General features: G+C 62.6%; 9 protein-coding genes. 5 read left to right on the forward strand and 4 right to left on the reverse strand.

Going from position 1 to position 12,852, the window contains the following annotated elements:
• Positions 1-269: 269 nt before the first annotated feature.
• Both A9K66_RS28015 and A9K66_RS28020 read left to right on the forward strand, forming a co-directional pair.
• The gene (locus A9K66_RS28015) at positions 270-1,796 is read left to right on the forward strand and encodes a leucyl aminopeptidase (RefSeq protein WP_067330302.1); all 1,527 of its coding nucleotides are present in this window, start codon (positions 270-272) and stop codon (positions 1,794-1,796) included.
• Between the two features lie 7 nt (positions 1,797-1,803).
• Positions 1,804-2,253 (forward strand): DNA polymerase III subunit chi, encoded by a 450-nt coding sequence (locus A9K66_RS28020; RefSeq protein ID WP_067330305.1) that lies wholly within the window; start codon positions 1,804-1,806, stop codon positions 2,251-2,253.
• 193 nt (positions 2,254-2,446) lie between these two features.
• Here the strand turns inward: A9K66_RS28020 and A9K66_RS28025 are convergent, their stop codons facing one another.
• Together A9K66_RS28025 and A9K66_RS28030 are read right to left on the reverse strand one after the other, a co-directional pair.
• Complete coding sequence (locus A9K66_RS28025; RefSeq protein ID WP_067330308.1) at positions 2,447-3,223, reverse strand: OmpA family protein; 777 nt, start codon at positions 3,221-3,223, stop codon at positions 2,447-2,449.
• 107 nt (positions 3,224-3,330) lie between these two features.
• Entirely contained in the window at positions 3,331-6,570 is a 3,240-nt protein-coding gene (locus tag A9K66_RS28030) for a DUF6212 domain-containing protein (RefSeq protein ID WP_067330312.1), read from the reverse strand.
• A 257-nt stretch (positions 6,571-6,827) separates the two neighbouring features.
• Here A9K66_RS28030 and A9K66_RS28035 point away from each other — a divergent pair, with 257 nt between their 5' ends.
• Complete coding sequence (locus A9K66_RS28035) at positions 6,828-7,781, forward strand: glycosyltransferase family 2 protein (protein ID WP_164749222.1); 954 nt, start codon at positions 6,828-6,830, stop codon at positions 7,779-7,781.
• A gap of 33 nt (positions 7,782-7,814) precedes the next feature.
• Here the strand turns inward: A9K66_RS28035 and A9K66_RS28040 are convergent, their stop codons facing one another.
• A complete protein-coding gene (locus A9K66_RS28040; RefSeq protein ID WP_156751162.1) occupies positions 7,815-8,105 on the reverse strand; it encodes a hypothetical protein in 291 nt (96 codons plus the stop codon).
• Between the two features lie 238 nt (positions 8,106-8,343).
• Entirely contained in the window at positions 8,344-11,019 is a 2,676-nt protein-coding gene (locus A9K66_RS28045) for a DUF6212 domain-containing protein (RefSeq protein ID WP_067330322.1), read from the reverse strand.
• Between the two features lie 231 nt (positions 11,020-11,250).
• On the opposite strand from A9K66_RS28045, the gene A9K66_RS28050 reads away from it, so the two are divergent.
• Together A9K66_RS28050 and A9K66_RS28055 are read left to right on the forward strand one after the other, a co-directional pair.
• Complete coding sequence (locus tag A9K66_RS28050) at positions 11,251-11,766, forward strand: hypothetical protein (protein WP_245307730.1); 516 nt, start codon at positions 11,251-11,253, stop codon at positions 11,764-11,766.
• A gap of 138 nt (positions 11,767-11,904) precedes the next feature.
• Positions 11,905-12,645, forward strand: coding sequence for a sulfotransferase domain-containing protein (locus A9K66_RS28055; RefSeq protein WP_127335067.1), 741 nt, complete (start codon positions 11,905-11,907; stop codon positions 12,643-12,645).
• Positions 12,646-12,852: the final 207 nt, after the last annotated feature.

Here is a 12,852-nt window from a genome sequence, read left to right on the forward strand (position 1 = left end):
CATAGGCGGCTCATCTGGTTTGTCCTCTCCACGCCACGCGCCCGGCGCGGCGGAGTCTCCGCGTCAATGAATAAGAAATGCGAAACATTGATGGTTAACAACAGGTTGCGGCATAAAGCTTGCGTTCCGCCGCGACGAATCCTTGGTTGGTTTCGGCGCCGATATAGACAGCGATTTCGGCCAAAGTCTTGCCAAATGGCCGAAAACGACCAAATGTCGCGCACGCTTGAAAGCCGGTTCGCGGCGCCTCACCCCGGAAGCAGGATCTGATGACTTCGAGACCTTCGATTGCCTTCGCCAAATTCGCCGCGCCCAAAAAAGGCAGCGTCTTCGTGCTTGCGGCCGACGGCGGCGGCCTTGGCGATGCCGCGAAGGCCTGCGACCCGGCTGGCGCATTGGCGCGCGCGTTTCCGGTCGCCGATTTCTCCGGCAAGTTCGCGAGCTCGGTGGAAGTGCTGGCACCGGAGGGAACCTCTGTCGACCGGCTGGTGGCCGCCGGCGCCGGCAAGGTCGCAAGCCTCGACGACTACGCCTGGCTGAAGCTCGGCGGCGCGGTTGCCGCCGCGCTGCGCAAGGCTGTGGAAGTCGCTGTCATCCTCGATCTTCCGGACCTCCAGCCGGACGGCAGGCAGGCGGCGCACCTTGCCGCCGGCATCCTCCTGCGCAGCTACGGCTTCGACAAATACAAGACCAGGAAGGACAAGGAAGACGGCCAATCCGACGCGAAGGGGGCGGAGAGCAAAAAGGCCGAAACCGCAAAGCCGGCCAAGATAACCATCCACTGCGCCGACCCTTCCGCCGCCAAGAAGGCCTTCGCCGGGGAAGAGGCGGTTATCGAAGGCGTGCTGCTTGCGCGCGATCTCGTCAACGAGCCGGCCAATACGCTCGGTCCGGTCGAGTTCGCCGCTCGCGCGAAGGAACTGGAAGGCCTTGGCGTCGAGGTCGAGATCCTCACCGAGAAGGAGATGAAGAAGCTCGGCATGGGCTCGCTGCTCGGCGTTGCGCAGGGCTCGCCGCGCGGCGCCCGCATGGCCGTCATGCAATGGAAGGGCGGCAAGGCCAAGGACGCGCCGATCGCCTTCATCGGCAAGGGCGTCACCTTCGACACCGGCGGCAATTCGATGAAGCCGGCCTCCGGCATGGAGGACATGAAGGGCGACATGGGCGGAGCCGCCGCGGTCACCGGGCTGATCCGTGCGTTGGCCGCCCGCAAAGCCAAGGCCAATATCGTCGGCGTCATCGGCCTGGTCGAGAACGCCGTCGACGGCCATGCGCAACGCCCGGGCGACATCGTCACCTCGATGTCGGGCCAGACGATCGAGGTCTTGAACACCGATGCAGAAGGCCGCTTGGTGCTCGCCGATGCGCTCTGGTACACCAACGATCGCTTCAAGCCGAAATTCATGGTCAATCTGGCGACGCTGACCGGCGCCATCATGGTCGCGCTTGGCCAGCACTATGCCGGCCTGTTTTCCAACAATGACGAGCTGGCCGGCAGGCTTTTCGGCGCCGGCCAAGCCACGCAGGAGCGGCTGTGGCGCATGCCGCTTGGTGCCGAATACGACAAGCTGATCGAGTCCAAGAACGCCGACATGAAGAACATCGGCGGCCGCTATGGCGGCGCCATCATCGCCGCGCAGTTCCTGCAGCGTTTCGTCAAGGACACGCCCTGGGCGCATCTCGACATCGCCGGCACCGCGATGGGCGCGCCGGCGAGCGAGATCAACCAATCCTGGGGCTCCGGCTTTGGCGTGCGGCTGCTCGATAGGCTGGTACGCGACCATTACGAAGGGTAAGGCTGTCGTGGCCGACATCCTGTTCTACCACCTGACCGAATCGACGCTTGAGGAAGCCCTGCCGGGCCTGCTCGAGCGCAGTGTCGAGCGCGGCTGGCGCGCGGTCGTGCAGACCGGCACGGAGGAACGGCGGGACGCGCTCGACCAGCATTTGTGGACGTTTCGCGACGACTCCTTCCTCGCGCACGCCACCGACCGCGAAACCTATCCGGCCGAGCAGCCGATCCTGCTCACCACGGGGGAGGGCAACCCCAACGCTGCCCAGATACGCTTCCTGGTCGATGGTGCGCACCCGCCCGAGCTTTCGGGCTACGAGCGCGCCGTCTTCCTGTTCGACGGCCACGACGCGGCGCAGCTCAAGGGCGCGCGCAGCCACTGGAAGACGATGAAGGAAGCCGGCCACGCGGTGACCTACTGGCAGCAGACGCCCGACCGTCGCTGGGAGCGCAAGGCGTGAGGGTGATCAGCGGTCGCTCATCGTTGTCTTGTTGATTTTGGTGCTGGGCGGAAGGTCCTTCACCTGTCGGTGGATTTGGCCGGCGATATGCACTTTAACCCCGAAGACAAGTCTTCTTGATTTGCTCGACGGACATTTCCCCTCCGAGCACGGGTGGCGTCAAAAGTCGTAACATTCGCCGGCGGCAGGCGCGCTACATCAGCGATGCGGTGGCCATGCGATTTTTGGCGGTATTCGGCTTCTTGTCGCCGACATACTCAACATTCGTATCGATGAGGCGGTCGCTGTCGATGCCAATCGCGGTCATGATGTCCATGATCGCCTTGATCCGTTGCTTGGCCAGGTCCTTGTTCGTCTTTGCCGCATTGGCGCCCGTGATCTCCTTGGCGGCCAATGCCGTCAGTTCCACGTTGCAACGCGAATCCTTGATGCTGCTGGCGAAGTTCTCGAGGTCGCGTTTGACCGGGGGTGAAATCACCGAGGATCCGCTGTCGAAGAAGAGGGCGACCTGGGCAGGGCTTCGCTTTTCATACTGCCGGCAGGAGATCCCTTGCTTCGGCAAGGTATACAGGATAGCGCTCCGCGCCTGGTTCCTATCGCTGGCGCGATCGTCGACCCAATGAGAAAGCGCCAGCACCATTTCGGGCTTGACGCCCTGCGCTTTCAAAAACGCGCGTGTGGCGTTCAGCCTTTGGCCGGCAATGCTGTCCGCCTTGTCGTACGCGCCTTCCTTGCTGGCCGTCGCGTAGAGCCGGTAGCCGCAATCGCGACCGGCGTCCTTGACGAATGCCGCCAGCCCTTTCGCGGTTTCGTCGGAAATCTTGCTGTCGCCCTTTTTGAACAGGACGCGGTACGAGTTCCACTGGGTGCACTTCGGCCCGACGTCGCGCTCCTGGGCGGCGGCTGTGAAAAATGCGGTACTGACGGGAATGATGAAAAGGCCCAGGACAAGGCCGACAATACTTTTCATTTCTTTGGCGCCCTTCCAAACTGACCCGATCTGTTCTTATCGCACTTCGCACTCTTGATTCGCACCCATGAAAGGTCACGTTCGCGCGATTGGCGGGCTCCCGCCCTTCAGTCCCAGACGAGCAGCAATTTGCGCCAAAAGGCGTTGGACGGCATCGGCTTCGAACCGCGCGGCAGTTTGATGGCCAGATAGATGGTCAGCCATTTGCGGTCGATCTCCCGGACGGAAACCTTCAAATCGTGCAACTCGAAAGGTTTCGAAATCCGCGTCCATCCGGAGAATGCCAGCGCGCCGACCGGCGTGTCGTTTTTCCAGCCCAGTTTTTCTTCCGGCCGGCCCAGCGCCATGGCGAATTCGAACGGCGAGGCATCCTCGTGGGCGATCTCCACCGTAGCGATGACACTGCGGGCAAAGGTCGGGAAAGTCGAATTGAGGGCGGCGACAACCGGGCCATGGATGCTCGGCCGCAAAAAGATACCGCCATTGTCCCCGGCGACCAGCAATGCCGGCAACTCGGACGGATAGTTCGTTACAAGCGCTGCGCGCTTCAGCTCCTCGCCGGTCAGCCGCCGCATGCGTTGACGTTCTTGCGGCGCGTTGAGACGCGGGTGCTTCCCGCCGGTCGAAACCACATTTCGGACCTGAATGCTTGAAAAGCCCCCGAGCACCCGAGCGTCCGGCCGATTGCCGCCGCATCTGACGGCGAGCAGCAGGTCGCGTCTGCCGGGAGCAGGCGAGTGGACGCCCGTTGCGATCTCGCGTGGTTCATGCGGGCGGCTGACATCGGCCCAACCGTTCCCGTCGCCATCCTCGAGGAGCCGGGCGAGCTGGTCAAAGGTCTGGTTTTCCGCGTCCACGATCGCGATCTGGAACTGCGCCGGTGCGGTCAGTGCCTCATCGAGATAGACCCAGCAGCTGGCGCTGATCGTCCCCGCCGGACAGACGCCCTTCAGCAGCGCCATTGAGACGGTGCCGGCGGTGGCCTGCACAAACAGCTGGTCCGGCGACTGCTCGACATAGCTCAAGAGATCCGCATCGGCAGCCGGATGCGAGCCAACATAGGCGCGGCGCAGGGCTTCGACCGGGAGGTAGCGCTCGCTGTAGAGCGAGGAATGGAGTTCCGGCACTGTTTCTTCAGCGGCGGCGTTGAGCAGTTCGACGACGCCCAGCGTGAAGTCGGACCGTCCGGCGTGAGCGAGCAGCGAAATGGCCGTATCGGCCCTGCCTTCTCGCGCCGCAATCTCGGCCAGCAACTGCACTGCGTCCGCGGAGTTGGGGGAGGCTGCGCTCAGCCGCAGATACCGTTCGTCCTTGACGCGCAGTTCAAGATTCCAGAGGTTGAGGTCCTTCTCATGATCGGCAGTGTTCGAGCTGATGCCGAGCTGTACGAACATGTCGGTGTGCGCGAACTTGTGCTTTCGAAACACATCGATGATAGGACGGCGATTCCTCAGCCACTCGGCATTGCGGTTCATGCCGGCCGGCGAAGACCGGTACCAGTACAGCGGCTCCGGCACGGTGACGATTTCCAGACCCGCGAGATCGGCGCGCAGGAAGAATTCCCAATCGCTCGCCGAAAAGCCGCGCTCCTCGTTGAGGTAGCCAACCTTGTCGAACACCTCGCGCCGGAACATCGCGTTGGCGTCGCCATACGGATTGGTAATCAGCGCGATGTCCGGCGGACCGCCGACCGGAAAGTAGAGCATATAGCCGCTCTTGGTGTCCGGCGGCACGAAAGGCTCGTTGAGCCATTTGGCGAAAGTCGTGCAGATATCGGCGCCGGACTTTTGCATGCCGGCCACAAACGTGCTGACCGCGTTGGGGAAGAGAGCGTTGTCGTCGTCCAAGAACAGGATAAAGGACCCCTTGGCGGCGCGAATACCGGTGTTGCGCGCTTTGCCGAGGAAGCCGTTCTTCTGCCGGATGATCCGCCAGCCGCGCTGCTCGAACTCGGGCTCGATGTCATTGAGCAGCCGAATTGCATCCGGATCCGTGCTGCCGTCATCGACGACGATCAGTTCGATATTGGGATAGTCCTGGCGCCGGACCGAGGCAATCGCCTGCGGCAACAGCCGCGCCCGATTGTAGTGCGCCGTGATGATGGATACCAGCGGCGGTCGGCTGCGGTTCCGGCTTGGGCCGTCGGCTCTGGCCGGATGTCGGCACAATTTGACGTGCAGTTTGCTCCAGGCCTTCTCGCGCGCTTCCCGGTCAAGCAACGGTTTTGCCGGACCGAACGAGCGGCTCTCGAGCACGGATTGGATCTTGGCCGCGATCGCGGAGGGGGATGCCTCCACCATGACCGCCTCGGCGGACTCCGGCTGAAGCAGCCCGCGCATGCTGCCGACGTCCGTCGTGACGAACGGGATCTTCTCGTCAAGGCAAGTCACCACATCCAGCGGGAGCTGCGCGGCCGAGTGCGTGATTGCCACCAGCGCATGGCTTTGCCGCAGGTAACGAAAGATCTCGGGCTCGTCCCGGATGGGCAGCAGTTTCAGCTTGAAGGGCCAATGCCGGGCGCGCCGCAGGATCATGCCGCCCGAATGCTCGCCGAGCACATGACCAAATGCGCCGACGATGGTCACGGCCAGGTCCGTCACGCCATTCTCGGCCAGGCGATCCAGTGCGTCGCAAAACAGCGTCAGTCCGCTTCGCGTCTTGGTGCCCGAGAAATGAACCACCTCGGCGGCCGGTTTTTCCCGGGGCCGGTAGTGATCGACGGCGAAGTTCGAACGCCACTCCTCGGGCTCCAACGGCGTCGCGATGTGCTGGCTGGCCGGCAGTCTCCACCCCGCCTTGTTCATCCAGTCGAGCAGGGACTGGCCTGTGACGACGAGATGGTCGCAGGTTTCGGCGGAGGTCCTCTCCATATGGGCGACGGTCATCTGCTCCTTGCGTTCGATCGCCCTGGCGTTAGCCTCCAGATCCCACATGAGCGGCCCATGCGCGAGCACCACGAGGATGGGAGGGTCGGCAAAGACACCCGTGCGCTTGGCGACGGTGGGGAAATGCGCCAGCCCGCCTTCAAGCGCGAAATAGACGACATCGAAGGGGTTCTGTTTGAGGTAGTGGTAGACGGCTACGGAATTCTTGTCGCTGGACTCCAGGCCACGCAGCAATTCGGGTGACCGCGGCAGCAGCTCGAGGCGCACCAGGAAATTATCGAAGCTCCATTTGGCGAGCCTGTCGATCTCCTGCTCGTCGGGCTGGCTGCCGAGCGGGCTCGGCACCCATAGCAGCGTGACCGTGTCGCCGATTTTCGCCAGGTGCTGCGCCAGCGCATACGTCGCCGACCCTGGATCAGCGGTAACCGTAGAGCCGAACTCGACTTCGGAAACGACACACACCCTGCGGGGTTTGTGGCTTGACTGCCGCTTAGGCGTAGAGATTGCGCCCGTCTTCGAACCAACCTTCAATCGGTCCCCCTCGATCCTCAGCCGCAGCAGTCTTGCCAACAGGTGGATAACACTTTGATAATCGTCTGACCGGGATAATCATCGCAAGCCTGTCCAGGCTCCTCGCGCAAACCGTATTGATTGGCGTTCGCATGCTTGCCCATCGACCTCCAAAACACCTTGAGCGGCTGGACCATAGGCCGCTTGACGTGCGCAAGGACGAGATTCTGTGCTTCGTTGCACTGCGCAACGAGAGGACGTTGCTGCCGCATCTTCTCGAACATTATCGAAGGCTCGGAGTCGACCGGTTCTTCTTCCTGGACAACGGCTCGACGGACGGGACGCGAGAACTAGTCCTGGAGCAGCCGGACAGCCATTGTTTCCACACGGAGGGGTCGCATTTCGCCGAGAACATCACCCCGCCGCGATGGATCAACACATTGATGCGCGTGTTCGGTTCCGGCCACTGGTGTCTGTCCGTCGATGCCGACGAGCTTCTTGTCTATCCCGATCTCGAGCGCGTGAGCCTGCGCCGGCTTTTCAATTATCTCGAGTCGACCGGCGCCGAAGCTGTGATCGGATCCATGATCGACATGTACGCGGACGGACCGTTGGCGGAGTGCAGCTACGACGGCAGCATCCCTTTGGTGGACGCATCCTCCTATTTCGATCCGGAGCCGGGATGGCTGCGCGCGCGGGATGGACTTTATCCTCCCGAGCAAATGTTCGGCGGGGTGCGCGAGCGCGTTTTCTGGCGCGGCCGCTTCAAGCAGACCTTTCCACCGTGCCTGACCAAGGTGCCGATCGTGCGGTGGAGCAGGGACACACATTATCACGCGGCGCAGCACACCATCAGCAAGGTGCGGTTCAGCGAACTCCGCGTCGCGCTGCTGCACTTCAAATTTGTTTGGGGCTTCCAGCAGAAATCGGCATCCTCGCTAGGCGAGAATGCGCAACTGAAAGAAAAGACGCTCGAAGAGCGCGCCGCCTATATGGAGGCCTTGGAGCGCAATCCGAAACTCTCGCTTCGCAACGACCGGTCCGTGCGCTATCGCGGCGACACTGCCCAGCTCGTGGAACTCGGCTGGATGAAAACCTCGGATCGCTACGCCGAATTCGTCGCGACGGGCTGGCCGCGGTTACAGGAAACCGCGGCCAGCTGAACTGACGATCTATTGGCGAAATGCCGCCGGCAATTATCCGCCGTAGCGGCCGCCGCCATCCCCGCCATTGCCGTTCCCACCGCCCCCGGCAAACTGCGACAAGCTGTTCAAAGCAAGCGCTTTGCAGGCCGTTGGCGCATTCGGATAACGATGCAGGTAGTCCTCTAGCGCCTCGATGGTGCCGATCTTGAGGGCCTGCTCGCAGGCGAGCTCGGCTTCCTTGATTGGAGCAACTTCGATTTGCGCTTGCGCCCCATTCGAAAACGCGACGCTCAACCCCAGCAGACTGAGTCCGCCCAGAAGTAGCGACTGTATCTTACGCATTACGCCCACCCTTGCACACTACACACCCCATAGGCTGTTGATACTATTGATTTGTTAGTAATTTGTCAACCATATCGGAAGAAATCGGCTGGGGGATGGTTAACGTCTCCAGCGGCTGCTTGGGCCTGTGAAGGCTATTTCCCGCAGACGGGGCTGAATCGCGTCTGGCCGCAGAAATGCGGCGCCGAAAAACAGGCGAACGGGCAGCATGTCGAGTTCAGATTTCGAACGTCCTGCTTTAGTCGCTGAACACCGTCAGCGTCCGAAAGAAGGCGTTGCTCGGAGCACCGTTCGGCCCTTCCGCGAAGCGCACTGCGAGCACGATCGAAAGCGGCATCTTGCGCCTGACATTGACCGTCGCCGCCAAGGCGTGGCGCACGAATCTGTCGCGGACCGTCATCCAGCCGGAAAAGCCGATTGTCTGCGCGCCGACATCCTGCTGCCAGTCTATAGGCCGGTCCGGCCGGGCGAGCGCCAGGCCGAACGCGATTGCCGGAGCCTCGGCATGGGCGAGTTCGATGGCGGCCTCTATTCTGCGGAAGAAGGGCGGGAATTGATGATCGATCGATGCTGCGACCGCACCCTCCGCATGCGGGCGCAGGAACACGCCGCCGCCGTCGGGCGCCACCAGCAACAACGGCAGCGCGGCAGTGCGCGGCGTAAGCAGCCTTGCGCTCCTCAGCACGTCGTAAGCGAGCGCGCCTGAAGCGCCGGCCGCCACGGCTCTGCCTGATGCGTCTGGCTGCGGCCAGGCGAGACCGTCTCCAAGCAAGGCGGTGGCAGTATCGTGGCGGCCGACCGAAGCGGCGATGCCGGCGAGCGTCTCGATCGCTGCCTCGCCGTTCGGCTCGAGGTCGCTGAGAGCCAGATATTTGCGATCGGCAGGCGTATATTTCAGGTTCTCGCGCGCGCTGTCGACTTCGGAACGCGCCGTGTTCTGCGCGATGGCCATTTGGTGGAGCAGCCGGGTGTCATCGGATCGCAGCGTCCGGAACGCCTCCAGGACAGGCAAGCGGTTGTCGTACCAATTCGACGTGCGGAACATGCCGTCCGGTTTCGACCGGTACCAGTAGAGCGGCTTTGGAATGGGCCTGAGCTTGCGCCCGGCGAGTGAGGCCCGCGCGAAGAACTCCCAGTCGTGCATGGCATAGCCGGGATCCTCAAGCCAAAATCCGATCTGCGAGAAAACCGACCGGCGCACCATCGCATTGGCGTCGCCATAGACGTTGTGGATCAGGCCCAGCGCGTCGGGGCCGCCAAGCGGCAGATACTGGATCAGGCCGTCGGCCCGGTCCTCGGGCACGAAATCCTCATAGAAGATCAGTTGGAAGGCGGTGCAGATATCGGCGCCCGATGCCGCCATGCCACGGACGAAATGCTCGACGGCTTCCGGAAAAAGCGCATTGTCGTCGTCGACAAACAGGAGCAACTCGCCGCGCGCGGCGCGCACTCCGGCATTGCGGGCGGCGCCAAGATGCTTGTGCGGCCGGCGCAGGATCCTCCATCCGCGCTTACGGAAGCCTGGTTCCAACGTATCCAGCAATTGCCTGGCTTCTTCCAGATCGCTTCCGTCGTCGACCAGCACCAGTTCAAGATTGCCGTAGGTTTGCGCCTCGACCGCTTCGATGGCCTGTTTGAGATAGAGCGGCCGGTTGCGATGCGCCATCACCACCGAAACCAGGGGCGCCGGTTGGGGCCGCTTGCGAATGCGCTTCCGGGCAGCGGGCAGAGGGCGCGTATCCAGCCATGCCTTGCGGCCGGGCCCCGTCATATCGATCCGCCGTGGCCGGGGCGGCTTCTCGAGCGCCGCCAGCATGGCGGCCGCCAATTGCGCCGTGTCGGGCTCGACCAGCGGCGGCTGGCCGGCTTGAGCCTTCCAGGCTTCGGCATTCGCGCCGGCATTGGTTGCAACGAAGGGCAGCCCTGCCGCGGTGCATGCGCCAACGGCCTCGCCGGTCGATGCGGCAAGGCTGGGGACAACGGCCAAGGCGCCGCTGCGTGCGAGGTAGTCGAGCCTCTCCTCGAGGGTCGCGCGCGGCAACAGCTTGAGCCGGAACGGCCAACGTTCGGCGCGCCGCAGAAGCAGTCCGCCGCTGTGCTCGCCCATGATCTTGCCGAATGGACCGAACGCGGTGAGGGTCAGCCCTTCGGGCGCCGATTGCGCGAGGATGTCGAGCGCGTCGCAGAGCAGCGTCAGCCCGTCACGAAAGCGCGATCCGGCCAGGGCGGCAAGCTCACGCGCCTTGCTCGCGATGGGTGGCTGCGGCGCTTCGGTCCGGACGGCCCGAAGCGGTGGCGGCAGCACCGTCGCCTTGCGCACCTTCCAGCCTCTCGACAGCATCCATTGGCGCAGGGCGGCGGATGCACAGACCGTCCTGTCGGCCATCTCGGCGCAGTACTTTTCCATGTAGGCCGTGGCGATCGCCTCGGTGCTGCCCATGAATGTTTTGTCGGCTTCATGCGCCCATTCTTGCGGAGCGCGGGCAAGGAGGACGATCGGCGGCGTGGCGAAGGCATCGGTCTCAGCCGCGAGCAGGGTGAAGTAGGGCAGGCCACCCTCCAGCGGCGCGTAGACCAGATCGTAACTGCACCGCTCGAGATAATGCAGCAGCGCAGCGGAGCGGCTTTCGGGCGTCGCCAGCGAGGGAAGCAGCTGGTCGGACCGGTCGAGAACCTCCAGTTTGACCGAGGCGGCCCCGAACTCCGCCCGGCGGGCCGCGACCTCGTCCGTGGATGGCACGTCCCGGCCGGCAACCCACAGCAGCGTGACGTCGTCTCCGTCTTCGGCGAAGAGCCTGGCAAGTTCGCCGGGCGCCGAGGCATCGTCTTTATCGGCGTCGCGCCGGATCGCAGGCGTGACCACGCAGATGCGGCGACGACCGCCTTCCGGCTTCGGCTTGCTTGCAGCGGTCATTGAACGTTCCTCTGACCCAAATCGACCGGCAAGGCTTCCACGCTTCTCTGGTCTTTGACCATGCCGGATTTACTTTTCAGTGATCATCCTTCTGCGCCGTTGATAAACCAATGCAATCAAGCGGCCCCTAAAAAGACTGTGCAATCAAGCGATTGTTACAAGTTTATCGACACGGCATAACCAATCTTTACGCGTCCCGGCTAACCGTTCACGGCATAGCAGGAGGCGCGAATGAAAACGATATTGAAGTTTCTCGCTGCGCTCGCCTTGACGGGCGCGATGATCTCGACGAGCTCGGCAGACCAATTGCTGCGTCCGCGCATGAATCTCGGCAAGGGCTACGTCAAGACGATCAGCGGCGACCGCGGCGGCTATGTAATCGACTATGCCATCCGCATGCTGAAGATGCGCCGCAGCGGCGGTTTCGTGCGCTTCAACGGTGCGTGCGATTCGGCCTGCACGCTTTACCTGGCGATGCCCAAGAGCAAGGTCTGCGTCACGCGCAACGCATCGTTCGGCTTCCACCTGCCGTATGGCGCCGGGGTGCGCGGCAACCAGGTCGCGGCCGACTTCATGATGAAGAACTACCCTGGCTGGGTTCGCGGCTGGATCGCCAAGCGCGGCGGCCTGAAGAACTCCGTCACCACCATGACCTATGCGGATGCGAGCCGGTTCCTGCCGACTTGTCCCGCCGAACAGCGTTCGACCATTGCGAGCCTCAGCCCAACGCGCCTGCGCGGCGGTTGAACCCCGCAGCAAGTGCTGGGACACCGACGACGGCGGGTGCTTCAGGGCGCCTGCCGTTGCCGTTTCAAGCGGCCGCTCACATTTGAACGGAGAGGTCGTTTGTGTATGTTCGGGCAAACTCCAACGGGTGTGGCGTGAATGCAGTCTTGTCAGAAGTTCGTGCTGATCGCTTCGCCACGAACCGGTTCTCAAGCGCTCAATCGCCATCTCAACCAGTATGACGGAATGGTGCTGCACGGCGAAATCTTCAATCCGAGCTTCGTCGGCTTGCGCCATGACTATCACGAGAAAATCGATCTGCCGCGCGATCGGGTCGATTTGCGAGATGTCGAGCCGGAGCAGTTCATCGCGCGCATCTTCGACGATCAGTCGGCTCGCTTCATCGGTTTTCATATATTTCCCGACCAGACGCGCGCGGCCATACTCCCCGTGCTGGAAGATGAAAGCGTCAAGAAGCTCTGGCTTGTCAGGAATCCGATCGCGTCCTTCGTCTCGTTGCTCGAAGCGGAAGCATCCGGAGTATGGACAGTCCATGCCACCGACCGGTTCGCAGCCGACAGCCCCAGAAAGAAGGTGCATTTCGACATAGAACGTTTCAACGCGTTTCTGCGCGAGCTGAATCTGTTTCGCGCAAAGATCAGATCGGTGCTGTTCGAGACCCGACAGCCGTATTTCCCGATCCACTATAGCGACATCGGCGATCCACTGGTTGGCAATGCAATCATTGCCTATCTCGGCGGTTCCCAGCGACTGGACCACTTCGAGACCGAGATCCTGAAGCCGCCGCAGCGGCCTTTCGTCGACCGCATCGAGAATTACTGGGAATTCGTGACCTATTTCAGGGCAGTCTCGACGGACGATCTGTACGCGTTCGGCTGACGTCGGAATGAAGCCGGGCCGGCCCGCAACACGGTCTCAGCCTTCTTCGCTGCCGCAAGTTGGCCGCTTCCATGCTGATCGGCGCTTTGGCAAGCCCATCGTCTTTCAATGTTTGCGGTTAACCAGTTCTGAAGAGACGTCGTTAACGCACACTTGATTTTGTTGACTCTTTCCTGCCCCGAACCGATTTTGCGCACGAGGTTTGAA

Origin of the sequence: Mesorhizobium sp. AA23, from assembly GCF_001672435.1 — a bacterium.
Classification (GTDB): Bacteria; Pseudomonadota; Alphaproteobacteria; order Rhizobiales; family Rhizobiaceae; genus Mesorhizobium.

Excerpts from the sequence above, each read along its gene's own strand:
- A9K66_RS28025 (WP_067330308.1), bottom strand. The coding sequence starts at position 3,223 with ATGAAAAGTATTGTCGGCCTTGTCCTGGGCCTTTTCATCATTCCCGTC.
- A9K66_RS28015 (WP_067330302.1), top strand. The coding sequence starts at position 270 with ATGACTTCGAGACCTTCGATTGCCTTCGCCAAATTCGCCGCGCCCAAA.
- A9K66_RS28045 (WP_067330322.1), bottom strand. The coding sequence starts at position 11,019 with ATGACCGCTGCAAGCAAGCCGAAGCCGGAAGGCGGTCGTCGCCGCATC.
- A9K66_RS28055 (WP_127335067.1), top strand. The coding sequence starts at position 11,905 with ATGCAGTCTTGTCAGAAGTTCGTGCTGATCGCTTCGCCACGAACCGGT.
- A9K66_RS28050 (WP_245307730.1), top strand. The coding sequence starts at position 11,251 with ATGAAAACGATATTGAAGTTTCTCGCTGCGCTCGCCTTGACGGGCGCG.
- A9K66_RS28040 (WP_156751162.1), bottom strand. The coding sequence starts at position 8,105 with ATGCGTAAGATACAGTCGCTACTTCTGGGCGGACTCAGTCTGCTGGGG.